This window comes from Fervidibacillus halotolerans (assembly GCF_026547205.1).
GTDB classification, from domain to species: domain Bacteria; phylum Bacillota; class Bacilli; order Bacillales; family Caldibacillaceae; genus Fervidibacillus; species Fervidibacillus halotolerans.
In genome coordinates this window covers 967973-994379 of the sequence record NZ_CP106877.1, presented here as the reverse complement: position 1 = coordinate 994379, position 26407 = coordinate 967973, and the positions used below count along the sequence as shown (strand labels likewise).

Sequence of the window (26407 nt, the reverse complement as noted above, 5' to 3'; positions counted from 1 at the left end):
GTGTCTCCGTATCTCCTCACGATTATTAACTTGAGTTTAATATAGCAATTTATGAAAGCCCTGTCAACCTGTTTTAAACAAATTTTTTTCCTTTTCGAAAATATCCCAAAGTTTTGTATTGGATGTCGTAACGGCGGTTGCACCTGCAGATATCGCCTGTTTGACTTCCCTCGACTTTCGGATCAATCCCCCTGCAAGAATCGGGGTTTTCGTCTGTTCTTTAATTTCTTCAATCATCCATGGCATGACACCTGGAAGCACTTCAATATAATCGGGTTTGGAGAATTCGATTAATTTATAGCTTTGCTCTAGGGCTTGAGAATCTAATAAAAATACCCGTTGAATGGAAAGAACCCCTTTTTGTTTTGCCTTTTGAATCACACTAGCTTTTGTAGAAATGAGACCGTACGGTTTGTATTCTTGACAAAGAAATTCTGTCCCACGCTCATCATTTTTTAATCCTTCAATTAAATCCACATGAAAAATTAATTTTTTCCGATAACGTTCTGCCAGCCTTGTAATATTTTTCAGTTGTGAAATATGGACTTCGAGAAAAACCCCTAATTCAAAGTCGCTTGCTAAAAACTTTTCAAAACGTTTGTAAGTCGATATCGCAGGTATGACGATTTGTTTCATCTTTAGACACCCACTTTGTCCAATGTGAATAAATGATAAATCAACATCATTTTTATCTTCCCATCCCCCACTTTTTTAATAATAACGCTCGTTCACCCCATTCGCTGGATTCCCGAAGGTCCATTTCATTAACATAGGTGTTAAGATCCCTTTTTACACGGGATTCTCAATAAACCGATATTAACGGTTTATTTTTTTCACATGTCGGGCGTTTTCACATGCTTCCACAACTTCTTCGATCGAATTTCCGAAACCTGCTTCCACTACACCCGCATAGGCTCCTTCCACTAAGGGTGCATCTGCGATTTGAATTCGTCGATCCTCACCTAACATTTCGAACGCCATTTCTGTATTTAAAAGGGCACTGCCTAAATCGAATAGAACGACTACCCCCTTTTCGGAATAAACGGATTCAATCGCCTCCATTATGGCAGGTGCACTCGTTCCAATGCCACCGTTATCTCCACCGGCGATGGCGATCTGAACATCAGGTTGGACTTGATTCAATAATGTTTTCAGCCCTTTTACAATATCGTAACTGTGGGAGACTAAAACGATGCCGACTTTATCCATTAATCCATCTCTCCTTTTTGAAAACAATCAGCTAAGGAAGCAAATAATAGATAGGAAGAAGCTGCACCCGGGTCAATCGTTCCGATCGAACGTTTTCCTAAATAGGATGCCCTTCCCATTTTAGCTTCCAAATCCTTTGTTTCCTCCATTTTTTCCTTTGCTAATTCGTTCAATTGGGAAAGATGAATGGTAGATTGGCTTTGTACATAATCCACAACCGGCTCCCATACATCGACCATCGTTTTGTCCCCACGATGGGCCTTTCCCCTCGCTTTGATGCCATCTAAAGCAGCTTTTAACCCTTCTACAAATTTTTCTCGATTTGCTTCACTTTCTGCCTTTAATGCTGTAGAAAGCCGTAAAAACGCTGTTCCATAAAGGGGGCCGGATGCACCTCCCACCTTGGATATTAACGTCATGGCAACATCTTTAAATAAGGCATCAAGAGTGTCATAATTCGTAGGTTCGATTTTTTTCACCACTTCTTGAAACCCTCGAGCCATATTGAGCCCGTGGTCCCCGTCGCCAATCGCTTGATCCAACTCTGTTAAATGATCCTTTTCTTCTTGAATTCGTTGATTGAAAGTAAGCATCCATTCTTTTGCTCGTGCAATGGTTAGTTTCATGTGAACCTCTCCTAAGTCTTGTATTTAAATGTCTAAATTGAATCCTTCAATGGAAAACCGAACTTGATACGAATTTATGATTTTTTAAAAGCAATAGCATCGGATGGGGCATCGAGTAATTCTGCTAATTGATCGTCCAATTTCAATAATGTGACCGAACACCCAGCCATTTCTAGTGAAGTCATATAGTTTCCAACAAAGGTTTCATGAACATCAATACCTTTTTCCTTCATCATTTCGGCAACCTTTTTATTGACGATATAAAGTTCCATAATCGGCGTACCACCGAGACCGTTGATCATGATCGCCACCCGATCTTTTTCCACTAACGGCATATCTTCCAATATTTTATTGACTAATGTTTCAGCTACTTGATTTGCAGGCTGAATTTCTGTTTTTTCAATTCCTGGTTCACCGTGGATTCCCATCCCGATTTCCATTTCCTTTTCACCATGTTCAAAGCCCGGTTTTCCGGCGGCAGGTACAGTACAAGGAGTTAAAGCCATTCCCATCGTTCGGACGTTTGAAATGACTTTTTTGGCGACCGCTTCCACTTCTTCTAAGGATGCACCTGTGTCAGCCATAGCACCAGCGATTTTATGGACGAGAATGGTTCCTGCAATCCCCCTTCTTCCCGTCGTATATGTGCTGTCTTCAACGGCCACATCATCGTTTACAATCACCTTTGCCACCTTAATTCCTTCTGCTTCAGCCATCTCTGCTGCCATTTCAAAATTTAATACGTCACCAGTGTAGTTTTTAATGATGAGCAAAACTCCTTTTCCCCCATCGACCGCTTTAATCGCTTCAAAAACTTGGTCAGGGGTCGGGGACGTGAACACTTCTCCTGCAACAGCGGCATCGAGCATTCCTTTTCCTACATACCCGGCATGGGCTGGTTCGTGACCGCTACCCCCACCACTTACGAGTCCAACTTTCCCTTGAACAGGTGCATCCTTTCTTACTAATACGGTCGTACCTGGAATTGTTTTTAATTTGTCTGGATGTGCAGCAATCATTCCTTCGATCATTTCTTGGACAACGGCATTTGGATCATTGATTAATTTTTTCATACAAATTCATCTCCTTCTTATTGTTTGATTCAACAAATTCTTTTTTAAAACAATCCCTCGTATCCCTTGAAACTCCTCTACCCCCCTTTTCAACTTGATTCAAATTCCTTTCACTAAAAAAATATGCAAGAAGTGTGCCAACTTAGAAGCATCATTATGAATGCGTTTTCAAAAATAGGGTGATTTGTATTGGTAAAAAGTATCAAGTGTTCTGATACTTTTTACCAACAAGCGGTTCTAATCCGTATTCCCTCACCTTTTTTGCAACAGTTTTATGAGTTACCCCTAACGCTTTCGCAATTTGATTAAAACTTGGGTAATTTTGACAAGCAAAGGTATAGATTTCTTTTTCGTATTCTTTTAATGTTTTCTTTTTATTTAAAATAATATGTTCCTCCCCATTATCTTCTTTGAACGGAGCTTGATCTGGTGAAAAAATATAATGGGGAAGATCTTTGCATTGTAAATAATCCGTTTCTGCAAGGCTCATGAGACGCTCCATTACATTTTTCAATTCCCGTATATTCCCTGGCCAATTATATTGGGTTAAATATTCGATAAATCCCTTTTCATAACCTTTGATATTTTTTCCCAACTTTTGATTTAATTCTTGACGAAATGCTTCCACAAGTAATGGAATATCATCTTTACGGTTTCTTAACGGAGGTAAATGAATCGGAACGACATGTAAACGATAATACAGATCCTCCCTGAATTTTCCTGCATCAACCAATTTTTTCAAATCTTTATTCGTAGCCACAATCACACGAACATCCAATTGAATCGGTTCATATCCGCCAATTCGTACGATTTCTTTTTCCTGTAACACCCGTAATAATTTCGCCTGTAATTCGATAGGGAGGTCGCCTATTTCATCGAGGAAAATCGTTCCCTTTTGGGCCAATTCAAATTTTCCCCTTGTCGTTTTCGTCGCACCGGTAAATGCGCCCTTTTCATAGCCAAACAATTCACTTTCGATTAATGTAGGTGGGATTGCCGCACAATTGACCCGAATATACGGTTCGTTCTTTCGCTTTCCTGCTTCGTGAATAGCTCTTGCGACAAGTTCTTTTCCCGTTCCACTTTCACCGGTGATCAGCACCGTCGAATCGGTGGAAGCAACCTTTTGGGCTATATTTAATGTATCTGTTAACGTCTTGCTCGTTCCGATAATCGAATGAAAGGCCTTATGCAAGCTTTCATGCCTCGACAATTCCTTTTCTAAGTATTCATTATGCTGTTTCATTAGCTCGATTTTCTCAAGTAGCTTTTTCACATCATCAAGCCGCGTCATCGTCGTAACCGTGCCTGTTAACTCTTTATCAAAATAAATCGGATTCACTTTAATTACAAAGGATTGGCCATCGAGTTTAACGACTTTCATTATCGGTTTCGGATTTCTTTTCAATTTTGAAAAATCTTCTCTGCCGATGATATGGGCAAGGGATTGAATCCTTTGATTTTTTTTCAAAAATAATTCCATAACCTCATTCATGTAAATAAAATTTCCCGATTGATCCGTCATTCCAATCAGATCGGAAACCGAATGGAGGAGAAGGTCGAGCCGTTGTTGTAACTCTTTGACTTCCTTCAATTCCTTACTAATTTTTTCAATACTTGTGATGTCTTGAAAAATAGCGACAATACCGATTACTTGATCATTTAACAAAATGGGTGAATAGGTGGCGATAACTGTATACCGATTCAATTGCAATTTTTTCGTAACGACCGGCTTTTTCGTTTGAAATAATTCTTGCAATTCATCTTTCGGAATAATCCCGTCTACCCGATGATTGATCATCTGTTGGGGATCTTGTCCAAAAAGTAACGCCGCCGCACGATTTACATATGTAATGATTAAATCCCGATTGATTACGACGATTCCGTTTGGTATTTTCGAAATGGCTTCCTGTAAAGTTAAAGAATTCTCCATCAAAATCCGATCTGTCTCGACTTGTTCTGCGTCTTCCTTTTCCTGTTGAAGAAAAAAATTCCGAATATCAGCAACCATTTGTTCGCTTAACGGTCGATCAACAACAAAATAAAATTCTTCGCCCGGTCGAATTTTTAAAGAAACGACAGCCAATAAGTTATTCACTTGAACTTTTTTCCCATTATATAAAATATATGCATGTTTAATTAAATCTTTATCAGAAATTTGGTTTTGCAAAAAAGTGATAAATTTTGCGGCCAACCGCACATGGAGACCGTTTTTCCGATACGTCTTTAACGTTATTCGCATATGTCTCCCCCATTTTATAAAAATCGTTTGTTTCCACGAAACGAATTGAAATCGTTTCTTTCATTGTACAACTCGTAACGACTATAAGAAAAGGGGATATTTGTTTTTTTATAAGTTTTACTACGCAGGGAAATGGACAATCCCTTTGGACTCATTCCCATCGATGAAATCACCTGCGTAAACGGGCTCCTAACATTGTGCGTTCTCTTTTTCTACAAACATCTAAACTTAAATAAGATTGGAAGGTATATAGAAAAGGTGTCGGAATGATTCTGATATTTTCCTGACACCTTTAGTTTCCGTCTCTTAACGGAATTTGTATTTTAAATATGTAAAAAACGCCAATAACTACTATTTCCATACTTAATCCACATTTACTTTTTGGTAAAAGCAATCATTTAATCTCTTTATTTGCGGTTGATGATCCATATTCCGGATGTAACTAGTACCAGTCCGAGAAGTACGAATAGATGTAGCTCTTCTCCTAAAATCAACGCACTTAAAAATACGCCAAAAACAGGCACGAGGAATAAATAAATCGATACTTTACCGACTTGATTATATTTCATCACATTATTCCATAAAATAAACCCTGCAGCCGATAAAAGCGCTAAATATAAAAGTATGAAAAAGGAAGTAAGATGAAATGAAAATGGAAAAAATCCAACTTGTAAAATACCGATCACCAGTAATCCGAGCGACCCAATAAGCATTTGATACGAAGTAAGGTACGGGATCTCCATTTTTTTTGCTCCCTCTTTCGCCAAAATATTTCCGAGGCCACCCGAAAACATAGCAAGTAATAACAAAATTTCCCCAAAACCGATGTCAAGCTGAAAATCTCCCTTTGTTAAGTTTACGACAATGACCCCTGAAAAACCGGCAATCAATCCGATTATTTTTCGCCGATTCATCTGGTCATCTGTATACATAAAATGGGCGAGTAACATTTGAAAAAAGGATGTCGTTCCCGCAATAATCGATCCTTGAATGCCGGTCGATAAACTTAAACCGACGTAAAATAAAACGTATTGAAGAAATGTTTGAAAAAAGCCGATCTTTAAAATCGGTTGAAAAGTTCTCCGCTTAAATCGCATATCTTTCTTCACTAAATAAAAGAAAAGATAAATAAGCATACTAGCTAAAAAAAACCGATAACCGGCAAATAATATTTGCTCACCAATTTCATTCGATTGAATGTCTAATAGTTTATAACTTAACTTAATAAATGGGAAGGCGCTTCCCCATAAAAAAGTAGCTAGTACTGCTGAAATCATAATTCCTAAAGGATGAGTAAAAAAACGTTCTGCTGTCATCATTCACGTCTCCATTTCCACATATTTTACTTCGAACTTCGCACAAAAATCATTTTATAAAATGACGAGACGGCAAAGTTTTCCAATCGGTTAGCCGAATTCAATCGATCAAACACCATTTAATCCATCAATCAAATAATAACAAATGTTCCATCGTATGATTATAAGATTAATTTGCCGATTTGCCAACGATTGAAAGAAAAAGGTCTATTTCCAGTTTTCTCGATGGATCTGTCACGATACTTATTCCAACACCCTATTTTTGTACACCTTTTCCAACCATCGCCCTTTCGCTTGCTTGAATCGATATGGTAAGACGTTCAAAAAAAACTTAAAGCAATGCCAGAGGACTTCCGGTAAACTGATCAATAAATTCCCAACCACATCGATTCACAAAAAGATTTCCGTTTCCTATTTTTCTTCCGTCCCTTAAACAAACACTCGCTTGAAAAGAAAGTTTACGGAGACGTTCCTAACAAATTTTTTGCCATAAAATAAGGCAGAAATGAAATCTACCCTTTCATTTCTGCCTTTTTCGTTTAATAGAAAACGTTATGTTGGTGAAATGACGAATTCTTTTCCCGTCCATTCTACAACTAGATATACATCCGTCATATCATTCGTTTCGTCTTTAATCCATACTGTTACTTGAAAGATATATGGAAACTCCTGATATATTAGCACCTTTTGGATGTTGATCTTTCGTCCGTCAAAATCTTTCATGTGATCCTCTACAATCGGATCATTTTCAGATACCCCTAAAAATTGTGCAACTTCTTTTTTATTATTTTCATTTAATGCTTGAAAATAGTCTCGAATCGTTTCCTCTAATTTCGCCTCACTAGGGACGGAACCTCTACCCGTAATATCTCGTGTTATATATTTATACAAGATAAAACTTCCGCTACTTAAAAGGATGAAAATGATTACGATTGGAATAATTACTTTATTCTCTTCTTTCATAATCCTCCCCCTCATATAAGATTTTCACGTTAAATATACGATAGCTTTCCTCTATATAGCTGTCCCTTTAGAAAAATCAACACTAACCAATGACTATTGATAAACAGAAACTATCAAATGTGTCAGTCATTTCAAATCCAAATAAAAATTACATCTTCATTCATTTTTTGATCAACGGGGAAAAACTGTTGTTTTTTGAATATTCATTCCAATTTGTAGATTACCATTGATTAAATTGAATATAAATAATAAGCAGGTCCGATTTTAATCCAGAATTCGATGATTCCAGGTAACAATTAGTTCCAGCTGAACGATGTCGTGTCTAATTCTCTTTAACCGTTTATTTGAAGTAACACTTGTTTGCATTTAAGCACTTTAAAAATATTGCGTTTTTTGTAATCGGTCGGTGCAGTATTCTTGATCCAAATTAATGGGAATGCATTCGAACTTCATCGGTAGTAGTCAAAGGTTGATCAAAGGAAAGGAGTTGACCGAATTTTCATAACCCTTGCGAATGGAGTATGGAAACTAGATGCGAAACGACTCATTCGGAGACAAAGTTGAAGTTGGAGACGAACACTGTTAACAAAATCAAAAGGGATGGATTGAAAACAGTAAAAGAATATTTCCTTTTATGGAATTTTTTTCGTGTATTTTTAGGCGCTTTTTGTATAATATAAATAGATGCGAACAAAAGTCGCCGATGCACAAAACATCGGCGAATCCAATAGCAAGTCCCGATTGGGAAGCCAGCAAGGAAGCGTAATCCACCCTCCATGCCGCCAAGCTCAAGGGTGGATTACTTTTTATTCGTAAAGGACAGAATCGACAAAATCAAACTGGCAAATGCAATCATGAGCATTAGCGTTTGAAATGTCGTCACGAAGGCATCACCCCCTTTCCAATAGGGGTCATGCCGGCCACCCTTGAGACTCTTGCTATTGTATTCTCATTTTACCATAAAAAATGGAACGCTTGTTCTATTTTCTGAAAAAAGAGACGATTTTCCTATATGGGGAATAAGCGAACAAGGGAAAACATCCATCCGTTTAAAAACGAGTTACTAAAAAAGGAAATCAAGAATGTACCTCATGTGAATGAAATTGATGTTTGACCAATTTTTGATATAACGGATGGGTTGCTAACAATTGATCATGAGTTCCTCTTCCAGTGATTCTCCCCTTTTCAATGACGAATATTTCATCCGCATCGACGACAGTGGATAATCGATGGGCGATGATGATCGTTGTCCGATCTTTCATCAAATTTCTAATAGCCTGCTGAACGTATTGTTCCGATTCACTATCTAGATTCGAAGTCGCTTCATCGAGCAAAAGGATTTTCTGATTCCGTAAAACCGCCCGAGCGATAGCAAGTCGTTGTCGCTGGCCTCCGGAAAGTTTGATTCCCCTTTCTCCTACATGTGTTTCAAAGCCATCGGGTAATTTTTCGATAAATTCGAAAGCATTCGCAAGTCGAGCTGCTTCCTTTATTCTTTCTTCATCCACTGGTCCTTCCAGTCCATAACAAATATTTTCCCTCACCGTTGCCGATAAAACAGAGATTTCTTGAGAAACATAGCCGATTTGCGCCCGCCAACTGGCTAAATGAAAATCTTGAATATTTGTCTCTCCTAATTTAATTTCTCCTTCTTGCGGAACATAAAAGCGTTCAATTAAAGAAAATATCGTCGTCTTTCCTCCACCACTCGGTCCAACAAGGGCATACGTTTTTCCTTGTTCGATTGTAAAAGAAACATCCTTTAAAATGTTTTGCCGTCCATCATAGGAAAAGGATACGTGATGAAATGAAAGGGGATTCATAAGATCAATCTCTGTAACATGTCCAGAATGTTCCTTTTCCAATTCGAGAATGTGAAAAATTCGTTCAGTCGCCCCTAATGCCTTTTGAAAAGTTGTAAAAAAAGTAGCCATTTGACTAAAGGGAAGAACGATATTAAAAATGTAAATGATAATCGCGACAAGGGATCCGGGTGAAAGGGATCCTGATGCAACCCTTGCACCACCGTAACCGATAATTGCGACAACAATCGCCATCATAATCGCCGTCATAACTGGAGAAATCACCGCATTTATTTTCGCTTCTTTAAGTCCATAGTTCATCAATCGATTTATTTCTTTTCTCCCAATTTCTTTTTCATATTCCTGGGCGTTATGGGATTTTACTAAACGAATTTCATTTAATACCCGGCCTAGGTGGGAAGAAAACGACGCGAGTTCATCTTGGGTACGTTTGGAAATTTTATACATCAGTTTGCCTAAAGGAAAAATAATAACAATCGCAACGGGTATGGAAATAAATATAAACAAAGTAAATTTCCAATCAATCATTACCAACAATAAGATTGAGCCGATGATCCCGGTCATACCGGAAATAAAAGATACAAGATGATTCGTTACAAGAGTTTTTATAATGTTTGTATCTTGAGTGATTCGACTCATCGTTTCCCCTGATTCATGCTCATCAAAATAGGAGACGGGTATTTGGAGCACATGACTCCATAGCCGATTTCTTAAAAACGACACGATCGATTCACCTGCATACGTCATTAAATAAAAGGAAATACCACCGGCGATTCCTTGAGCAATAAAGGCACCCACAAGAAAAAGGATATACGACCATTCGATCCCACCTGTTGACAACAAATCAATTATATTCCGAGTAAATAAAGGAACGACCAACCCTGCTAATGTTTCAATGAATCCGAAAATAAAAGCGATAACAAATACGATTTTGTTTAACTTTCCGAAATTTAACAGTTTGATAAATCGCTTAATATTGATCGTCGGCTGTTCAATATCGTTTACCTTTTCTTCCAATAGGCACACCACACTCTCATTTATTGATTTCATTTCTTTGAAAAATAATATTCAAATGCCTCTTCTAACCATTTTTCTTCCGCTTTCGTAAATGGTGATGGTGCAAATCGATCCAACTCGTCAAAATCAACTTGTTCAGACGTCAATTTAAACGATTGAACCTGTTCTGTTTCAAATAACTGTAAACTCGACTCCAAATAATTGCCAACCATCGTTTGTACTTCCTTATCATCCACAGGACGACCGTATAGCTGTTTTACTTTTTGCGCAAACTGGAGAAACATTTTGTCCATATGTATTTTCTCATCTTTCATTAATTGAAACAGCGAATCAACAAACTGTTCGTCTACATATTTTTTCATCCATTTCTTTTGTTCATCCTCCGTTTGTAGGCTTCTTACCAAACTCATTAATATCGCACTATCAACCTCCCCCTCCTCTTCAAGTAAATCTAAAATACGATCGATCACGTTAATCGATTTTTCCATTTGTTTAATCTTTCTTGATATAATTTCCTTTTCAAGTTCCAACGTTTTTTTCACGGTTAAATCGATCCGCTCTTTGTTTAAAATTCCACGAATTTGTTTTAAATTCATTCCGAGATTTTTTAAAGAAATGATTTTATGCAAGGTGAAAATATCTTCATCTGTATACATACGATGCCTAGATTTTGGATCTTTAGTAGGTTTCAATAATCCGATTTCATCGTAATAGTGCAAAGTACGGACCGTTACACCCGTTTTCTCTGAAACTTCGCCGATGGAATACATTTTCCCCAAACGAAATCCCTCCTTTGTTTTCCTCTTTATCATACAACCTAACGTTACGTAAGATGCAACCATTTTTTCATTCATTTTGGTGATGAGCGATTGAAAGGGAAGTACTTTCTTTTTATCCATTTGAAAGAACCCTTTAAGCAATGAAACACCTATAAACTTGTTAACGTTGAATAGTAAAAATGCTCATAAAAATAGAAAAAAGGACTGCTATTCGAACAGTCCTTTTCTGAATACATCTATATTCCATGTTTAAATGAAATCGAATTTTGTTATTGTTCATGTTTTTGAAAATGATACATGTTAAAAAACAGTTGATTTACTCCCGTAGTTAAAACGAATCATTTCTTGTTCCCATACTACCCATAAAAAAATGGAGCCTAGCGGGTTCGAACCGCTGACCTCCTGCATGCGAAGCAGGCGCTCTCCCAACTGAGCTAAGGCCCCAAAAAATGCAATAGAAAAACCCTTTATAATAGGGCACTATAAAAGCGGAAGACGGGACTCGAACCCGCGACCCCCACCTTGGGAAGTCTACGGCGAATTTTCTCCGTCAAGTCAACCGCTAAATCAGGCGATAAAAAGCGGCGCCGGTCATTTCGTTTACTCAATTCTAGCATATAGGCGCCCTACTTTCAAGATTCCATGCCCTACCTTGATAAAAAAATCGCGCCCAGCCGATTAGCCGGGCGTTATCATTAAAATAAAACCGCCTGTTCGCGTTCATCATCGTCGATTTCGACCGGTTCATAGTTTTCAGGCGTATTTATATTTCTTGCCACCTCACGTCCAAACAATCCGGACGCATTTTCCGAAACAACCGGAGGAAACAACTTCGGATTTGCAAGCGCCTGCTCGACGTATTCCAGCGCTTCTTTTGCGTCTTTCACGTCGGCGGGCAAATAATCGTTGTTCAAGCGTTCAAACATTCGCGACAATTCCGTTTTTGCCTTGCTTGTGTCGCCATTTAGCGTTAACACTTGCGGTACAATCGTTGAAAATTCATCCGCAAGCATTGATGCATGATAAGGATCTCTAATTTTCTGCATGGTTGATTCGATTTTTTCCGTCGCGTTTTTTGCGTCAGGTGCAAGCATGACCGCGACTTTCAAGCGGTCGATTTCCTTTTTGAATTCGTCCGCGTCGACCGGTTGTTTTAGCTTTGATTTGACGACTTTTTCTGCGTCCGCTTTTGCTTCTTGTAATAACTTGATGTATTCTTGTTTCCGCTCGGTTACTGCGTTCATTAATTCGTTTGCTCGTTTTGCGCGAATTTTTGCGACTAGTTTTTTCCGACCTTCTTCGGAATAGTCGCGGTTTAGTTCAGCTTGCGAAATTTCATGTTGTGCTTGTTGCGCAATTTGTCTATACCAGCCAGCGCTCGTTTGCTTTAATTCTTGTGCTTGCTTAATTTTTTCTTGATACATTCAATCAGTCCCCCTAATTTTTTCAATTTTGATTTTGGTAGTTTGTCAAGAAAATAAAATTCATGCAGCAAGTCTGAATGTTCGTTTATTGCTCGCAATGTGTCCAGTGTTGCGCTTCTTTCTTCCAGACTTGCCGCCATTCCTGCTTCTTGTAATAGCTTTTTATACAAGGATTTTGTGCTTGTCCAGACTTCAAGATTTGTAGTATCATATAGTAAAGCTAATTCTCTAATCTTTATGATTGCATCATCGTCTGTTGTTTTTGGTGTGATTATTTGATCTGCAAGATAACCATTATCGTCATAAAGATTTGCAACAAAAAACGTAATGCTATCAAGTTGTTCATAGTTAACTACTGCTAAATACCTCATATTACTACTGTCGCCGCCTTTTTCGTTGTCTCGCAACTTTTTCCCAAAGTTTAATATAAGGCGGCTTGTATTTCTTTCTCGCAAGATTAGGAAACTCGCTTTCCACAAACTTTTCGAGCCAGCGCGGATAATAGTCAAAATATTTTGTTTGATTTTGCCAGTTGTTTTCTTTTTCTTTCATCATTCATCATCCTTCACAACACGTTCAATACCATCCGGCAATTCATTTATTCTTGCTTTATACAAGTCTTTTTCATCAATCATTGCTTGTTCAATAGCTTTCTTGTCGCATTCTGCTGGATTGTTTACCAATAAGTAAGCACCATCGACTTTGAAGCGGTGCGCATATTCGTTGATTTCATTGTAGATGTCTTTGTATTCTTCCTCTTTTTCATGCAAATCCATCAGCGCATTAAAATAATCGGACTTTGCTTTTTTCATACGCTCAACAATCGGTGCAACTTCTTCATTGAATACCAATGGACAGTAGTTTTTTGCATAATCACTAATCAAATCCTCAACAGAAATACTTTCATCACCATTTTTTCTTTGCTCGTATAAGTCCCACTTTTTCATCTATTATTCCTCCTTGCGTGATATGGTCAATTTTTTTTGACTAGATTTGCTTTCTGACGCGTTTTTCATTGCGTTATAATATAATAAGTCTAGCCGATTAAAAACTGCCTTAAATCGCAATTTTGACGCGTTTTTCGAACATTCGTTCCGCCGATTTGCGTTGTTCAGCAGGTATTTTGTACTGAACCGCAACTAGTTTGTTAAAACGATAATACTCAGCGATGATTTGCCAATCGGTTTTATACCTCTTTATCCGTCGAATTAACTCTCGATCCTCGGTGTATCCAGCGATCCAGCCCGGCTCTAACTTCCATAATTCGTTGCGTTCAATCGTCATTCACCGCCTTTCCGTCGATGTTATAAAGCGTCATTACGTCAAAGTTTCCGTTTTTTACTTTCTCGGTTTGTTTTTTATCCTTCTGTTCTCTCTTTGATTTCTCTTTTTCAACCGCTTTTTTAACTCGTTCAAAATTGCCGTCGCTTGTCCAGTTTTCGACAGTCAAACCATCCGGCAACCTCGACGCCACAACGACATAATCGTCAACATTTTCACTATTAATCGAGTCTTGTATTTCGTCAACCGATTCACACAACCGCACTTTTCCGGCTTTACCTCGTTTAACACAATCAATCGCCGCAATAAATCCGTACTTTCCGTCATAGAAATATAAGCGAAACACGACTGGCGCAATTGCTTTCTTGTACGCGTCAACCGTGAAGTATTCTCCGTCTTTCAGTACGACGATTTCTGCGTTTTTGTCAGCGTATTTTGCCCGTCTGATTGCGTCATCAAAGTCGTTGCAAACGTAATAAATTTCGCCGGTTGCTTCGCTAATTACTTCAAAATTGCGATTGTTTACGACGATTACCGCCCGACCGTCCGGAAACATCGGCAAACGGTCGCCGTCGACGTTTTCGCGAAACTGGCGTAAATGGGCGGAATTGTTAAAATTGACGATGTTCTCGTCAAATATGCAATAAAATTGCGACACTAAATCACCTCACGTAATTTATTTAACTGAACCGCGATTTTTTCAATTTTGTAACTTGCTGACCTGCAAAATTCGCCATAATAACCTGCTGGCTTGTCCGCCTTTTTCTTTGCTTCAATATCGAGATAGTACGAAATTTTTTCGATTACTTCATCGTCAGCTCGCTGGAATTTCATGTATTCGTCGATTTCGTTCGCTTTTTCATCGCCGAAAACGTCCGCGACACTCTTGTCTTGCTTTTTCGCATTACAGTTTCGATGAACGATGCAAATATTTGAAATTGTATTTGCGCCACCTTTGGAAAGCGGCACAATATGATCGATTGAACGGTCACTCAAGTTATCGAACGGTTTTTCGCAATATGCACAGTGGTCGAAAAACTCGAATGCTTCAACTAACTGATCGACTGTTAAATCATCATGAACATGATAGTTATTTCGACGAATTGTTTTTCTTGCACTTTGCAATGCTTGATATGCTTTTCCGTGCAAAGTTGAATAGTACTCTCTCATGCGTGTTTTTGCAGTATCTCTCTCGCAATCAATGCACAATGACCTTTCTTTGTTGTAAAAACGATTGATTTCTAATTCTCTTTTACAATTTGAACAAGTTTTTAATTCCTTCATTATTCATTCCCCCAGCTTCTTTTTTTTTACTTGACTTAATCGTTATTTTTTGTTATTGTTATTGTGGATTAGTTTAAGCATTTTTTCTTGAAAATCTAAAAAATTACTGTCAAATTCGACCTTTGAAACAATCCTAGCTTTTATTCGTGGCGAGACGCTTCTTTTTCCTGTCTCGATCAACGCGACGGTTGCAGGAGATACATCTAAAAAATCAGCGAATTCTTGTTGTGTCATGTTTAGATACAGACGAACGATTCTAAACTGCTCATTATTCATATACATTTCACCACCTTTTTATTGTTTTCTTACAATTCCTCCAAAAAAATATCGCTGGAGGAATTTTCTTCACTTATAACATGACAGTAGAACGCTTTTTCGCATATTTTTCCAAGCCTTTTTCCCGAATTTCTTCGTCTGTTAAGTCGTTCAAATTGTAGGTAACACACTCGTAAACCTCGCCGTTTACCTCGTCGTCAGTCGGCGCGAACGATTCGACTTTCATTGATCCATTTTCTAGCGCAATCAAATGTTCATGTTCAAACGGTAATTCGCGGCGGCTGATTGCGTCATTTATCGACGTTTCCAGTTCGAGTTCTGCGTCAATTTCCGATTGCGGCAAGTATGTCGGATTGTCGTACATTTCCGCCGTTCGCTCGTACTGTTTCAGCGCTTTAAAATGTTCAGTCCTGCACGTACTGCTACAAAACTTTGCGTGTTTATTTCTCGCTTTGATTTCGCCTTTTTTGAAGTGATCGCGGTCAACCGGAAACACGTTCAAGCACCAACGATTTTCACATCGCCGCCATTTCCGTCGTTCCTCGCGATAGTCCGCCCACGTCGCTTGTCCACGTTCAATTCTCGTCTTAAAATCGTCATAAAAATCCGGCAGTGTATAGTCTGCATGGCGAATATATGACCGCTCAATCAACCGCCATTCAGCCGCCGTCCGTCGTTTAATTTCCTCGCGCTTGAGTTCACGTTCTAATAGTCGTATGTTTAAATCTAAAACGTTTGTGACGCCTTCAACCGTTGCAGCTGGCGCAGTCCTCAAGCGACGATCCGGCACGTTTGCGTATGCCTCGGTCGGTGAATTGACGCGGTCAGTTGCGCGGAGACGCGGTAGTTCTGACAAGTTCACTTCGTTTAATTTGTCTATAATAATTCCAACAATTAAAGACATAACTGCGAAATTGGCGGTTTTGGGTGTTCTTCCATAAAATTCTTTTAGTTCTTTAGCTGTTTTGGCTGCTTTGTTCACTTTAAAATTCCTCCTTGATTTGTGGTGTAATGTGTGCTTGTACATTTTAAGTACTAAATACATATTTATAGAGTTGATCCGAGTAATAACGCCCCAACCGTACCAGCACGTTTGAAATACTCCTACATGAATGCCTTGTACATTTTAAGTACTAAATACATATTTATAGAGTAAAACCGTATTAATACCGCCATTAACGAGCCCAACGATTATCAAACTCCCTGCGTTTTACATACTTCTTTATCTCATCGGTACGACATAACTTGTAAGCAACATCGATCAAACTGTCATCGCCGGTTGTTTTAATTGATTCGTCGCCGGCTGGTGGTTCATTGATTAAAAGCCTGTATTTATTAGGTTTATAGTGGGCGCGACCTGTTTCCTTACTTTTTGCCACGTCCAGTTCTCCTTTTCTTACGTACTCAATAAAACCAACGTCAATCAACTTATTAATCGCGTTTTGTACCGTTTGCCTCGACGTTGTGTCGATCATTTTCATTGCAGTATTCACTGTAAGATAAAACACTTTGCCGTACCGCTTTGACGTTACTAACATCGCATAAGCTAGTTGTTTTTGCCGGAACGTTCCAACTTTTAGCACTTCTAAAATTTCAGACTTATAGATTTTGATTTCTTTGTGCGCGTTACCAAGTTGTATGTCTTTTTCATACACGTATTTAACAAGGCGCTTTGTTTCCTTTAGCCAAAACTCCGGCGTGCTTCCCTTGCTGAAATAGTCGCGCGGCGTATTCCGCAATATTTCCATGATCGCCTCGACCGCCTCGTCCTGCTCGAAACCTTGCGAATTAAAAAAGCACGCTAATGTAAACGTCGTATTATGTCGCGTGCCGCTTTCAGTCAACCGCCCCGCTTCTAAAATTCGCGCAGCTTTGCGCAACGCTTTGGACGTGTCAACAATCGTTATTGACGTGTCAGTATTGCGGACGATTTCGTCAAATTCCGCTTGTTGTTCTTCGGTCAACTCGATAATCGCGTCAAGAACGATATTTGCGTCCATTGGCTCGACGGTTAGCAAGTAGTCGAACGATTCGACCGGCTCCAGCGTTTCATTGTCGACGAACCAGCACCGGTTGCCAGTCCGCTGATGAACGCCTAACGGCAACTTGACGCCTTGCGTCCAACTCGGACGAAACTCGATTTGACCGCCGGGCGGTAACTCGCCTATTGCCGCCATGACGCGATTGTAAAACTTTTCCGCGTCAACTAGCGCAATCGGTCGGTCGAAAAATAAATCGACGTGGTAACCTTTGTTGCCGCTTTGACTTGCGTGGATATATTTTCGCGGTATATTAAACTCGCGGACTAGTACGTCGATTAATTTAAACGTCGTCCAACGCGCCGCAGTTTCATTGTCGCTATAATCGACATCAAACGTTATAAACTTGTTGTAGTAGCCGCCATTAAATACGCCATACGTTAATTCGCCGGCTAAATGCGTTTTTAACATACTGTCATTCAGCATGATGACGCGATTGTTTTTCGATTTGTCGAACGTAGCGTATTGACCTTCCGCAAATTGCACTAAATACTTTTTTCGCGTCTGAATGTAAAGCGTGTTGAATTTCTTAATTAGCTGTTTTTGTTGCACCGGTTCTGTTGTTTTCATCCGCTTTTACCTCCGCTCTTTTTAAAGTTGTTTTAATGCTTCACTTAATTCTTTTGTGTTTCTAAAAACAAAAACCACGCGATCACGGTGTTTTCTGCCTTTTTCGATTTTTTCAACTTTAAAACCTTGTTTGATTAACTTGTTTGCTACACTGATACTTAAAATACACTTGTACTCGTTCATTATTTTTGCACCTCCATTAACGCTTTGACTGCGTTTATAAAATCATCACCCACAAATTCGCGAATTTTTTCGACAAGATCGTCGCTAGGATTTATATAGCCGCCTTCAACCTGCGCAATTAGACTGCGACTTACTCCTAGCGCTTTGCTGAATTCAAGTTGTGACATTCCTTTCATTTGCCTAACTCGTTTAATCAAAAACTGATTCATGCTTTGATTCCTCCTTTTGTACATAATGTTGTTATTTAAAGATGAAATAAAAACCGCCAGTCAATCGACCGGCAGCTTTTTCCCACCTATATAGGGTAGCTAATTGCAATTTTTGTAGGGTGTAATCGTAATTTGTAACAAAAATGTATTATTTGTATATGTTTTGTAATATTCCGTTCTGTTTCTCCGCTGTTCTCTCGTTTTTCCAACTTCGGCAAAGCGGACTTTTTTCCGCCTCTACTATAAATAACCAAAATAAAACCTCGTTTTGCACCGTAAACCGCAAAAAAAAAGCCGGCTTTACCGCCGGTCAATTTCCGCCAATCCTGCTATGATCGCTTTCAAATAAAATTCCTCGAACGCGCTATCAACGTTTATATATTTTGAGATATGCTTGAGTATAATTTCCGCCTGTTCTTTTGTTGTAAACCGGTCAAACTTCCGCTCTAAATCTCGCAATCTCACATAAAAGTTGCCGTCTATGCACTCCACGTCCAGTCCGCGCCATTTGTTCGCCCACATTTCTTTGTCGCTCCTTCCGCCTATTTAATCTTCGCGCCCCGCCAACTTTTTCGCTATAGTCCGCCAATTTCTTCGCCGTTGCCCTGATTGCCGCCAACTTCTTCTCCGTTTGCCCTCCACGCGCCAACACCGATTGCGATACTATGCTTAATCAACGCATCCACATCCGCCGCGTTCAACTCCGCAACACCTAACGTCGCATTACTGCTAACACCGGTAAATTTGCGAAAAACTTCCGGTGCAACGTTATAGCGGTTGTTTCCGACTGTGACATTAAACCAGCCAACAACGGTCCGCACGTATTTAATCGTTACCACAACTCCTCCACTCCTTCCGCCTCAATCAAACGAAGCAAGTCAGCTGCTGTTAGACTGTTGAACTTATTAATTAACTTGTCAACGTCAAACCTGTTCGTGAATGTTGTAATTATTTCGTCTATTTCTGCACAATTTTTGTATAGATTGCTAGGTTTTAACGTTCCGATTGCCGCGAATTCTCCGCTGCCTTGAAAAAGTGTGATATAAACATCATCAAACAGTCGATAAGCGTCAAAGAAATTTGCAATAATACTGTTGTCAGCGTCTTTGTACCAAATTACAACTTTTTCCTTTGCTTCCAACTTAATTCCCCCTATCTCGTTTTGTTTGATTCTATTATACGCATTTACGTATTATACGTCAATACGTTTTTGCAAAATTACGCATAAAATTTTATAATTTAGTTAAAACGGATAGGAGGGCGGAGTAATGAAACGAGTAAAATTGCGGATTGACGAATTACTTGCGAAAAACAATCTCACACAAGCGCAATTAAGCGAAATGACTGGCGTTAGACAGGCGGCAATTTCGCAGTTATCGCGCGGATTTGTTAGCCGGGTTTCGATCGAACACATCGAAAAAATCGCCAATGCGCTCGACATTGACGATATTAACGAGATCATGACGCTGATCGACGGCGATTAAAGAGGAACGACGGAAGGCGCGTGAAAACTTCGACCTTTTTCCAAATTTGGAAATAGGTTATCCGCAACATGTTTACATTAAACCGATTTTTGCCTCAAATTTGCGTTCTAACGCGTTTTAACGTTTTAGCGACTTATTACATTACCGCATAAAAATAAACGCCTTAAATCGCAATTTTAAGCGAAAAATCTGTCAAATACACGCATTTTTCAACGAGGTTGACGCGAGCGTGCGGAGTGTGCGCGACGCTTTAGCGCGGTAAAGTCAAAGTGATTTTTTAGTGCGCGGATTTTAAAACGGCAAGGCAAACGCGGCTGATTTCGACATCCCCCCGGGTCAAAAAAAAAAAGCGCGGCAACCTCGCCACGCTTACGTTTCTATGCGAACATACCCTCGACAATCGCCGCTTTCTCGTCCTCGCTCGGTTGCGAATACCACGCGACCATATCGGCGCTAGTATGTCCGGTTAGTGCCATAATCGTCGCGGCTGGCACTCCGCGATCAACGAGCGTCTTAACGTATGTATGTCGCAATTGGTGCGGATGTACGCCGTAATTGGCCAACATCGCTTGGACTGTCCGGACGCTGATTCGCTTACCATATTGCGACAAGAATAACGCGTCATGGTTATCGGTACGTTGCGCTAAATACTCGCTTATTGCGCGTCTAGTATCGGCTGGTATCGGCACGTAACGCTCTTTGCCGCCTTTGCCATTGCGGACGTGTAGCGTACCTTTGCGCTCGCTAATCGTCACGTCGTCGCGGTCAAGCGTCACCAACTCGCTGACGCGCAATCCGCAGCCCAACAACGTCATGACCATCGCATGATCGCGTTTGTTGCGTTTGCGGTCGGTTTCGCGTATCAGTCTATTCCGCGTCGTTCTGTCGAGCCATTCCGGCGCTTTTGCCGTTGGTTTTGCCGGCTTAACAACGCGTAAGTCCTTGACCGCGTCCTCTTTGTTCGCCCAGCGACAAAACGCCTTGATTGCCGCTAACTCGCGGTTTACACCGCTTGGTTTGCGTTTCTCGACGGTTTCCAACCGTTGTATGTAGAATTGCACGTCCGATCGGGCGAACGTCGTCAAGTCGGCGCCACTGTCCGCAAGGTAGTCCGCGAATTTGGCGATTGATTGCCGGTAGGCTTTGACTGTGTTCGGCGACTTGCCCGCTAATGATTCCGCAATAAATCGTTCCATAACCGCATTATTACTCATCGCAAAAACCTCCGTAAATAATTATACGCAACTTTTTTCGCTTGTTATTCGGCGAAAATGGCGTTGTTTTCCGTTTGATTCTACGTTTATTATACGCATAATGCTAATTATACGCAAGTATTATACGCAGGTTTTTGCGATTTGTTGGAAATCGGTACGAATAACAGTTAACGCGGTTAATAGCGCCTTGCGTCCGATGTACGTTTTCGGTATTAAATACACATTTATAGGAGTTAATGCGGTTAATACGACCGACAGACGCGGTTTCCATTGTTCCGCATGTAAGCGGTCGATCAGCACAATAGTCGCGACTGGTTGACGTTATAAATCGGAATGATTCCGTTTTTCTACTTATATATACGAGGTGGCGGATTCAAAACGTCGGAGGGGTCGCGCGTGAGAGGCGTTTGCCTTGTGAAATTTCGCAAAAAGACGCAACTTGTAACTACTTTAGTAACAGGACAGAAAGCAGCGTTGGTTATTCGGTTGAACGGCGTAAAGCGGAGGGGCGTAAAGGCACACGTACAGACCTCGGTGCAGATTTGCAACAAGGAGGACGTACAAACGAAATCCTCGCCAAAAAAGCCGGCGTAGGCAAGTCGTCAATGGCGAACCTTCTCGCAGTATACCGCAACCGACTAAAACAAAATGCGGAATTAATAAAGGGTTGCCAGATTTGGCAGACCTTGCAATAAATCGCGACACTTCCGTAGAGTTGTCGAAAAAAGCAGGTATAGACAACGCTCGCGGTTGTAATCCTGCTAAATTATTCCTGAATTGCGCAATATTGCGTTAATTTCATCCGCACTACTTGGCACCGTCCAGCGCGGTTTCTTCGGTTTCAACGTTCGCAAGTACGCCTTTAACGCCTTGTCGTGTTCGCGCTGAAAGTCCTTGCGTTGTTCCCAGCGCCATAACTGCATCCGGCTAACTCCGACCATGTCCGCGACTTCTTGACGCGTTAACCAACGCTTTTTACCGGTCTTTTTGTCGTAAAATGGGCGCGTCATCAAATATATTGCGGTATAATGCCGATCATCCAACGGCGGTCTTGTACGCTTACGTCGCTTACGTTTTGCCATCGTCCTCACCTCCGTAAATATAACGTTGTATCAACGCGGAATGTCTTGTACATTCCCCGCCTAATGTCGTACGTTTTATGAAAACGTGATATTGCGCCGACTGCGCCACTATCGTGGCTTGTCGTCGCGAACTAGTCAATATATCATATTATTTATTAAATAATATTTATATTGCGGACAGTACCTTAATGATGATAGATTAATACCTTTTATAACTACTTCTACCTCACATTCCGCTATAAACCGGGATAAAGTAAACTAGTTCGCGGACATGTGAGCGTAAGCGAACATGGACGCAAATATAAATATATATAATTAGATATATATATATATAATATAAATATATATACAGTACGGTTATCGTACTACCCTAGTACAGTTATCGTACTACCCTGACCTTGACCCAATTTTGGATCAAGGTTTAAATTCACTAGTTCGCGGACATTAGACATTCCTCCAAATCTGGAGTGAAGTTGCTTGACGAATTCACAAAGATTAAGAATAAAGTCGTTTCCTGCACGTAAGAAAAACGGAGAAAAACGGAGCAAATCGAAGAAAAACGGCGAAAAACCCCCGAAAATCACTTTCCGCGAATTTACCGATGAACCCCGTATTTTTTCCGCGAATTTACCGATGAATGGTCATTCAGTTTTCTTACCGCTAAAACCAAGTAACAAAGATTAAGATATAATTTCGCATATATCGCAGTAAATACCGACGATTAAACACAATATATAGCGTTCATTTAGCGAAAAATAACGCAATATACTCAATATATAGATTTATTTCGGGTATCGAATTTGTCCGAATAAGCGCACACTTTTTGGCGATTTGTCCGAATAAGCGCACACATTTTAGCGCACTAAAGCGAATTAAGCGTCCAACCAGTTATAAAACAAGTCGCTTTCCGCCAGCGTCAACCTGCGTTTAATTTCAATCGCTACTTGACGCCATGCACCGTATAAATAGGCGAACAAATTCCGCACTTTGCCTCGCTTGTAATGGAATATGACGTTCTTAAATGTGTCAACATAGACGCTGGAATGTTGTTCAAACGTAATGTTGCGGTCAATTGACGCCTTTGCGCGCCACAAGATACCGACGGCTTTATACATATCGCGATCATTGAAGTACGGTTTTAATGCGTTGTACAATTCGGCTGGAATTGAACGCTTTAATGCGCCATTTGCGGTTTCCTCAGTAGCTATTGTATTAATGTTTTGCTTAATAGAGTTACTAGGTTCATTTGCGGAATTTGACGCTTTAACCGTTGCAACGTCGCTATTTTTCGATTCTTTCCGATTGGACGTGTCCGTATGGTCATTAGTAGGCGGTAAAATTTGAAGAATGTTGGCGCCCTTACCTCCGGTTACTTTGCGTATCGTTTCAACTTTGCGGATAATTCCGAATTTAACCAACTTGTTTATGGCACGTCGGGCGGTTTTTTCGCTCTTGCCGATCAAGTCCGCAATAGTAGCCGCTTTTAAATGCGCCGCACCGGGATATTTGACCGCGTATCGTGCGATAGTGCGCAACGTCAGCTTTTCTGTGTCGGTTAAATCAAATTTATGGCGTGCAAGGTGACTTTTAACCGCTGTATTTAATTCGTCTTTATTGTTGAAAGTTTGGTATTCGCTTAAATAGTACATAATCAACGCCCCTGTTTGTTTAAATGTTTGACCGTTTAATTTTTCGCGGCTTATTTAGATTGCTCATGACGTTATTTAGCGCGGAATATTTCTCGTGCTGTTCAATCAGCGCTTTATTCGATAAATGCGTGTACCTTTGCACCATCCGCATATCACTATGACCGAGCAATTTTTGCAAATGACGAATGTCGCCGCCATTTTCGAGAAACATTGTCGCGGCTGTATGTCGTATTAAATGCGGATGTACTTTTTTCTGAATACCGACACGTTCCGCATATCTTGTTAAACGTTGTCTGTAATGCGACGGCTGCATTTTACTTCCGTTATTTGTCAAAAAGATGTATTCGCTATCAAAGTCCGTTTGATTCTCTGCAATCAATTCCCGCAGTAAGCGCGCCGTCTTTTCTTGAATTGGGATAATTCGCGCCTTGCGGTTTTTGGCGGCGTGTGCTGGAACAACGACCGTTCGCGTTGCATAATCAAAATTCGTCGTTTTTAAACCGGTTGCTTCGCTTATTCTCATCATGCTGTCGAGTAGCAACATTGTAAGTACATAGTCGCGAAATTCGGTGTATTTACGTTGATTAAGCGAATATAGTAATCGTTTTAATTCGTCGGCGCTTAATACGACAATTTCCTTTTCTTGATCTCTTAAGTTTTTAACTCCGTCCATCGGATTTTTTGTAATTAATCGCTCGTCTTGCAAACATTTAAACATTACGCGTAATGTTTTTAATCGTGTATTTATCGTTGTTGGCGATAGTCCAACCGTTTTATATTTGTCGAGTACAAACCGATGATCTTCAAATTTGATGATTTCATTTTGCATATACACGATATAGCCGCGCATTACGTCTTTATTCATCTTGGACATTAGGCGTGGTATATTGCGCTTTTCTAAATACTCCGAAAAATACCGGTAGTTTTCGATATACTGGTTAATTGTTTTTTCAGCGCGTCCTTCCGCCTTTTTAATTTCAAGGAATTTTTTGAAAAGTACGTCGAGGTTGTCCGAGGTTTCTCCAATATTGCGGTTAACTTTGCGGCGCTTTTTTGTCATCGTCGGCACTCCTTCCGCCTGTTTTTACGGAATAACCGACGCCATGCCAGTATTGCGCTATGCCGCACCCAAAGGGGCAAGTCAGCGGTTAAATCAACGCATAAAAAAATCGGTAGAAATAGCGTCATTACGCCGTTTCTACCGACTTTTAAGCGGAAGACGGGACTCGAACCCGCGACCCCCACCTTGGGAAGGTGGTGTTCTACCACTAAACTACTTCCGCACAAATAAATCATTGTTTTTACAATATTCATATTACAACTACCTTTTTCTTCGGTCAAGGGGTTTATTCGACCATTTACAGTTTTTCCATAATTTCACATATTTGTCATTCTATTTTTTAAAAATCCTTTTCTTTATATATTCAAAAACAATCGGATATACGAAATGTTGATAATCACCATTTTCACAATTCCTTTTCATTACTTTTTCTGATCGACTCATCAATGATCAATTGTCATGAATTTTTCTCCAACCTTCCATCTACTGGCTCTTTACAACAAGGTAGTTTTCTTATTAAAATTCCGGTAAATTATTTTAAGATTGACAGCACCTTTTATGGAGAGTAAAGTGGTTGTATCATTGTCTAAAATAGAAGGAGTACATTTATGCTACAAAATTTGAATCGAAATTTTGAAAGATCCATCCCTTTTATTGCACCATTTAGCGTTATCCTCGGAATCTTTCTCACTAGTTATGTGAAAGATTTTACATATTTAATTCCTTGTCTCTTTGCTTTTATGACTTTTGAAGGAAGCTTGAGCCTAAATTTTCGGGATTTAAAAGAAGCGGTCCGTCAACCCCTACCAGTTTTTATTATTTTAAGTTTTCTTCATATCATAATGCCGATGTTAACTTGGGGCATTGCCCAACTCACTTTCCCAGAGGATTCAGAAACGATGACTGGTTTAATTTTAAGCATGGTAATACCAACAGGGATTACAAGTTTTATTTGGGTTTCGATGAAAAAGGGAAATCAAGCTTTAACCCTTTCAGTGATTATCATCGATGCTTTATTAGCCCCTTTTCTCGTGCCACTTAGTTTATCGATTTTGGTCGGTCAAGACGTGGCGTTGGATCTTTGGCAAATGATGTCATCCCTACTTTTTATGATCGTTTTTCCTTCCATTATCGCTCTCCTTTTCAATGAATTTACAAAGGGGAATAGCGGAAAAGTTTGGAAACCCCGATTATCACCGATTTCAAAGTTGTTCCTCTGTGGAGTAATGTTATTAAACGGTGCGGAAGTGGCTCCTTTTTTTCAAACCTTCAACTGGGAACTCGTTTATATCATGATAGTTGTGATTTTCGTCACATTTATCGGTTATTTCCTTTCTTTTATTATTGGGAAAGTTTTGCAGTTTCCGAAACGTTCCCTCGTTTCCCTAACCTTTGGGGGTGGGATGAGAAATGTGAGTGCAGGTGCCGTAATTGCCATCACATTTTTCCCGTCTCCAGTCGTTTTACCGATCGTTGTCAGCATGTTGTTTCAACAAATGATTGCTTCCATTTTTGCGATGATTCTCGATTCGGTTAATGAAAAGGAATCTATAAATAATGAAGAACTAATTGCGTAACAAGTCCTTTCATCGAGAGGCAGCCTT

General features: G+C 39.9%; 31 protein-coding genes and 2 tRNA genes. 2 read left to right on the top strand and 31 right to left on the bottom strand.

Annotation, left to right across the window (positions count from 1 at the left end):
- Nucleotides 1–63: 63 nt before the first annotated feature.
- The 25 genes from OE105_RS04680 to OE105_RS04565 form a co-directional block, all read right to left on the bottom strand.
- On the bottom strand, nucleotides 64–636 hold the full coding sequence (locus OE105_RS04680; protein ID WP_275421576.1) for a glycerol-3-phosphate responsive antiterminator: 573 nt from the start codon (nucleotides 634–636) through the stop codon (nucleotides 64–66).
- 180 nt (nucleotides 637–816) lie between these two features.
- Nucleotides 817–1209, bottom strand: coding sequence for a dihydroxyacetone kinase phosphoryl donor subunit DhaM (dhaM, locus tag OE105_RS04675; RefSeq protein ID WP_275421575.1), 393 nt, complete (start codon nucleotides 1207–1209; stop codon nucleotides 817–819).
- Nucleotides 1209–1835, bottom strand: a complete 627-nt coding sequence (gene dhaL / locus OE105_RS04670; protein WP_275421574.1) for a dihydroxyacetone kinase subunit DhaL — start codon at nucleotides 1833–1835, stop codon at nucleotides 1209–1211. Before dhaL ends, dhaM begins: the two co-directional genes overlap by 1 nt.
- Nucleotides 1836–1909: 74 nt before the next feature.
- Nucleotides 1910–2908 (bottom strand): dihydroxyacetone kinase subunit DhaK, encoded by a 999-nt coding sequence (dhaK, locus tag OE105_RS04665; RefSeq protein ID WP_275421573.1) that lies wholly within the window; start codon nucleotides 2906–2908, stop codon nucleotides 1910–1912.
- 202 nt (nucleotides 2909–3110) lie between these two features.
- Complete coding sequence (locus OE105_RS04660) at nucleotides 3111–5150, bottom strand: sigma 54-interacting transcriptional regulator (protein WP_275421572.1); 2040 nt, start codon at nucleotides 5148–5150, stop codon at nucleotides 3111–3113.
- Nucleotides 5151–5557: 407 nt separating this feature from the next.
- Entirely contained in the window at nucleotides 5558–6466 is a 909-nt protein-coding gene (locus tag OE105_RS04655; RefSeq protein WP_275421571.1) for a DMT family transporter, read from the bottom strand.
- A gap of 552 nt (nucleotides 6467–7018) precedes the next feature.
- Complete coding sequence (locus tag OE105_RS04650) at nucleotides 7019–7429, bottom strand: hypothetical protein (protein ID WP_275421570.1); 411 nt, start codon at nucleotides 7427–7429, stop codon at nucleotides 7019–7021.
- A 799-nt stretch (nucleotides 7430–8228) separates the two neighbouring features.
- Entirely contained in the window at nucleotides 8229–8285 is a 57-nt protein-coding gene (locus tag OE105_RS13935) for a hypothetical protein (protein ID WP_420842586.1), read from the bottom strand.
- Between the two features lie 220 nt (nucleotides 8286–8505).
- Nucleotides 8506–10269 carry an ABC transporter ATP-binding protein gene (locus OE105_RS04645; RefSeq protein ID WP_275421569.1) on the bottom strand — a complete coding sequence of 588 codons (1764 nt, stop codon included), beginning with the start codon at nucleotides 10267–10269 and terminating at the stop codon, nucleotides 8506–8508.
- 29 nt (nucleotides 10270–10298) lie between these two features.
- Entirely contained in the window at nucleotides 10299–11039 is a 741-nt protein-coding gene (locus tag OE105_RS04640) for a MerR family transcriptional regulator (protein ID WP_275422096.1), read from the bottom strand.
- A gap of 380 nt (nucleotides 11040–11419) precedes the next feature.
- Nucleotides 11420–11492: transfer RNA gene (locus tag OE105_RS04635), tRNA-Ala, on the bottom strand.
- Between the two features lie 23 nt (nucleotides 11493–11515).
- A complete protein-coding gene (locus OE105_RS04630) occupies nucleotides 11516–11665 on the bottom strand; it encodes a hypothetical protein (RefSeq protein ID WP_275421568.1) in 150 nt (49 codons plus the stop codon).
- Nucleotides 11666–11743: 78 nt separating this feature from the next.
- Nucleotides 11744–12472, bottom strand: a complete 729-nt coding sequence (locus tag OE105_RS04625; RefSeq protein ID WP_275421567.1) for a hypothetical protein — start codon at nucleotides 12470–12472, stop codon at nucleotides 11744–11746.
- Complete coding sequence (locus tag OE105_RS04620; protein WP_275421566.1) at nucleotides 12436–12927, bottom strand: hypothetical protein; 492 nt, start codon at nucleotides 12925–12927, stop codon at nucleotides 12436–12438. The genes OE105_RS04625 and OE105_RS04620 overlap by 37 nt, the downstream gene beginning before the upstream one ends.
- A gap of 96 nt (nucleotides 12928–13023) precedes the next feature.
- Complete coding sequence (locus OE105_RS04615) at nucleotides 13024–13419, bottom strand: hypothetical protein (protein WP_275421565.1); 396 nt, start codon at nucleotides 13417–13419, stop codon at nucleotides 13024–13026.
- A 109-nt stretch (nucleotides 13420–13528) separates the two neighbouring features.
- Nucleotides 13529–13756 (bottom strand): hypothetical protein, encoded by a 228-nt coding sequence (locus tag OE105_RS04610; protein WP_420842571.1) that lies wholly within the window; start codon nucleotides 13754–13756, stop codon nucleotides 13529–13531.
- Nucleotides 13746–14411, bottom strand: coding sequence for a hypothetical protein (locus OE105_RS04605; protein WP_275421564.1), 666 nt, complete (start codon nucleotides 14409–14411; stop codon nucleotides 13746–13748). The genes OE105_RS04610 and OE105_RS04605 overlap by 11 nt, the downstream gene beginning before the upstream one ends.
- Nucleotides 14411–15037 (bottom strand): HNH endonuclease, encoded by a 627-nt coding sequence (locus tag OE105_RS04600; RefSeq protein WP_275421563.1) that lies wholly within the window; start codon nucleotides 15035–15037, stop codon nucleotides 14411–14413. Before OE105_RS04600 ends, OE105_RS04605 begins: the two co-directional genes overlap by 1 nt.
- Before the next feature lie 42 nt (nucleotides 15038–15079).
- A complete protein-coding gene (locus OE105_RS04595) occupies nucleotides 15080–15313 on the bottom strand; it encodes a helix-turn-helix domain-containing protein (protein WP_275421562.1) in 234 nt (77 codons plus the stop codon).
- 73 nt (nucleotides 15314–15386) lie between these two features.
- A complete protein-coding gene (locus OE105_RS04590) occupies nucleotides 15387–16295 on the bottom strand; it encodes a hypothetical protein (protein ID WP_275421561.1) in 909 nt (302 codons plus the stop codon).
- Nucleotides 16296–16488: 193 nt separating this feature from the next.
- Nucleotides 16489–17922 (bottom strand): TOTE conflict system archaeo-eukaryotic primase domain-containing protein, encoded by a 1434-nt coding sequence (locus OE105_RS04585; RefSeq protein WP_275421560.1) that lies wholly within the window; start codon nucleotides 17920–17922, stop codon nucleotides 16489–16491.
- Nucleotides 17923–17943: 21 nt separating this feature from the next.
- Nucleotides 17944–18105 carry a DUF5659 domain-containing protein gene (locus OE105_RS04580; RefSeq protein ID WP_275421559.1) on the bottom strand — a complete coding sequence of 54 codons (162 nt, stop codon included), beginning with the start codon at nucleotides 18103–18105 and terminating at the stop codon, nucleotides 17944–17946.
- Complete coding sequence (locus tag OE105_RS04575) at nucleotides 18105–18314, bottom strand: helix-turn-helix domain-containing protein (RefSeq protein ID WP_275421558.1); 210 nt, start codon at nucleotides 18312–18314, stop codon at nucleotides 18105–18107. The genes OE105_RS04580 and OE105_RS04575 overlap by 1 nt, the downstream gene beginning before the upstream one ends.
- Before the next feature lie 575 nt (nucleotides 18315–18889).
- Nucleotides 18890–19153 (bottom strand): polysaccharide deacetylase family protein, encoded by a 264-nt coding sequence (locus OE105_RS04570; RefSeq protein ID WP_275421557.1) that lies wholly within the window; start codon nucleotides 19151–19153, stop codon nucleotides 18890–18892.
- Complete coding sequence (locus OE105_RS04565; RefSeq protein ID WP_275421555.1) at nucleotides 19147–19455, bottom strand: hypothetical protein; 309 nt, start codon at nucleotides 19453–19455, stop codon at nucleotides 19147–19149. The genes OE105_RS04570 and OE105_RS04565 overlap by 7 nt, the downstream gene beginning before the upstream one ends.
- A gap of 127 nt (nucleotides 19456–19582) precedes the next feature.
- Between OE105_RS04565 and OE105_RS04560 the strand changes: the two genes are divergently transcribed.
- Nucleotides 19583–19798: a helix-turn-helix domain-containing protein gene (locus tag OE105_RS04560; protein ID WP_275421554.1), complete on the top strand. Its 216-nt coding sequence runs from the start codon at nucleotides 19583–19585 to the stop codon at nucleotides 19796–19798.
- Nucleotides 19799–20175: 377 nt separating this feature from the next.
- On the opposite strand, the gene OE105_RS04555 is transcribed toward OE105_RS04560, so the two are convergent.
- From OE105_RS04555 to OE105_RS04530, 6 genes are all read right to left on the bottom strand, one after another.
- Nucleotides 20176–21012, bottom strand: coding sequence for a tyrosine-type recombinase/integrase (locus tag OE105_RS04555; RefSeq protein WP_275421553.1), 837 nt, complete (start codon nucleotides 21010–21012; stop codon nucleotides 20176–20178).
- Nucleotides 21013–21132: 120 nt separating this feature from the next.
- Complete coding sequence (locus tag OE105_RS04550; RefSeq protein WP_275421552.1) at nucleotides 21133–21312, bottom strand: hypothetical protein; 180 nt, start codon at nucleotides 21310–21312, stop codon at nucleotides 21133–21135.
- 461 nt (nucleotides 21313–21773) lie between these two features.
- Complete coding sequence (locus tag OE105_RS04545) at nucleotides 21774–22094, bottom strand: helix-turn-helix transcriptional regulator (RefSeq protein WP_275421551.1); 321 nt, start codon at nucleotides 22092–22094, stop codon at nucleotides 21774–21776.
- An 872-nt stretch (nucleotides 22095–22966) separates the two neighbouring features.
- Nucleotides 22967–23743, bottom strand: coding sequence for a helix-turn-helix domain-containing protein (locus OE105_RS04540; RefSeq protein ID WP_275421550.1), 777 nt, complete (start codon nucleotides 23741–23743; stop codon nucleotides 22967–22969).
- A 19-nt stretch (nucleotides 23744–23762) separates the two neighbouring features.
- Complete coding sequence (locus OE105_RS04535) at nucleotides 23763–24803, bottom strand: tyrosine-type recombinase/integrase (RefSeq protein ID WP_275421549.1); 1041 nt, start codon at nucleotides 24801–24803, stop codon at nucleotides 23763–23765.
- Between the two features lie 151 nt (nucleotides 24804–24954).
- Nucleotides 24955–25026, bottom strand: a tRNA-Gly gene (locus tag OE105_RS04530).
- A 385-nt stretch (nucleotides 25027–25411) separates the two neighbouring features.
- Between OE105_RS04530 and OE105_RS04525 the strand changes: the two genes are divergently transcribed.
- The gene (locus tag OE105_RS04525) at nucleotides 25412–26380 is read left to right on the top strand and encodes a bile acid:sodium symporter family protein (protein ID WP_275421548.1); all 969 of its coding nucleotides are present in this window, start codon (nucleotides 25412–25414) and stop codon (nucleotides 26378–26380) included.
- Nucleotides 26381–26407 lie beyond the last annotated feature (27 nt).

Excerpts from the sequence above, each read along its gene's own strand:
- OE105_RS04680 (WP_275421576.1), bottom strand. The coding sequence starts at position 636 with ATGAAACAAATCGTCATACCTGCGATATCGACTTACAAACGTTTTGAA.
- dhaM (WP_275421575.1), bottom strand. The coding sequence starts at position 1,209 with ATGGATAAAGTCGGCATCGTTTTAGTCTCCCACAGTTACGATATTGTA.
- dhaL (WP_275421574.1), bottom strand. The coding sequence starts at position 1,835 with ATGAAACTAACCATTGCACGAGCAAAAGAATGGATGCTTACTTTCAAT.
- dhaK (WP_275421573.1), bottom strand. The coding sequence starts at position 2,908 with ATGAAAAAATTAATCAATGATCCAAATGCCGTTGTCCAAGAAATGATC.
- OE105_RS04660 (WP_275421572.1), bottom strand. The coding sequence starts at position 5,150 with ATGCGAATAACGTTAAAGACGTATCGGAAAAACGGTCTCCATGTGCGG.
- OE105_RS04655 (WP_275421571.1), bottom strand. The coding sequence starts at position 6,466 with ATGACAGCAGAACGTTTTTTTACTCATCCTTTAGGAATTATGATTTCA.
- OE105_RS04650 (WP_275421570.1), bottom strand. The coding sequence starts at position 7,429 with ATGAAAGAAGAGAATAAAGTAATTATTCCAATCGTAATCATTTTCATC.
- OE105_RS04640 (WP_275422096.1), bottom strand. The coding sequence starts at position 11,039 with ATGTATTCCATCGGCGAAGTTTCAGAGAAAACGGGTGTAACGGTCCGT.
- OE105_RS04630 (WP_275421568.1), bottom strand. The coding sequence starts at position 11,665 with ATGCTAGAATTGAGTAAACGAAATGACCGGCGCCGCTTTTTATCGCCT.
- OE105_RS04625 (WP_275421567.1), bottom strand. The coding sequence starts at position 12,472 with ATGTATCAAGAAAAAATTAAGCAAGCACAAGAATTAAAGCAAACGAGC.
- OE105_RS04615 (WP_275421565.1), bottom strand. The coding sequence starts at position 13,419 with ATGAAAAAGTGGGACTTATACGAGCAAAGAAAAAATGGTGATGAAAGT.
- OE105_RS04610 (WP_420842571.1), bottom strand. The coding sequence starts at position 13,756 with ATGACGATTGAACGCAACGAATTATGGAAGTTAGAGCCGGGCTGGATC.
- OE105_RS04600 (WP_275421563.1), bottom strand. The coding sequence starts at position 15,037 with ATGAAGGAATTAAAAACTTGTTCAAATTGTAAAAGAGAATTAGAAATC.
- OE105_RS04595 (WP_275421562.1), bottom strand. The coding sequence starts at position 15,313 with ATGAATAATGAGCAGTTTAGAATCGTTCGTCTGTATCTAAACATGACA.
- OE105_RS04585 (WP_275421560.1), bottom strand. The coding sequence starts at position 17,922 with ATGAAAACAACAGAACCGGTGCAACAAAAACAGCTAATTAAGAAATTC.
- OE105_RS04580 (WP_275421559.1), bottom strand. The coding sequence starts at position 18,105 with ATGAACGAGTACAAGTGTATTTTAAGTATCAGTGTAGCAAACAAGTTA.
- OE105_RS04575 (WP_275421558.1), bottom strand. The coding sequence starts at position 18,314 with ATGAATCAGTTTTTGATTAAACGAGTTAGGCAAATGAAAGGAATGTCA.
- OE105_RS04560 (WP_275421554.1), top strand. The coding sequence starts at position 19,583 with ATGAAACGAGTAAAATTGCGGATTGACGAATTACTTGCGAAAAACAAT.
- OE105_RS04555 (WP_275421553.1), bottom strand. The coding sequence starts at position 21,012 with ATGAGTAATAATGCGGTTATGGAACGATTTATTGCGGAATCATTAGCG.
- OE105_RS04545 (WP_275421551.1), bottom strand. The coding sequence starts at position 22,094 with ATGGCAAAACGTAAGCGACGTAAGCGTACAAGACCGCCGTTGGATGAT.
- OE105_RS04540 (WP_275421550.1), bottom strand. The coding sequence starts at position 23,743 with ATGTACTATTTAAGCGAATACCAAACTTTCAACAATAAAGACGAATTA.
- OE105_RS04535 (WP_275421549.1), bottom strand. The coding sequence starts at position 24,803 with ATGACAAAAAAGCGCCGCAAAGTTAACCGCAATATTGGAGAAACCTCG.
- OE105_RS04525 (WP_275421548.1), top strand. The coding sequence starts at position 25,412 with ATGCTACAAAATTTGAATCGAAATTTTGAAAGATCCATCCCTTTTATT.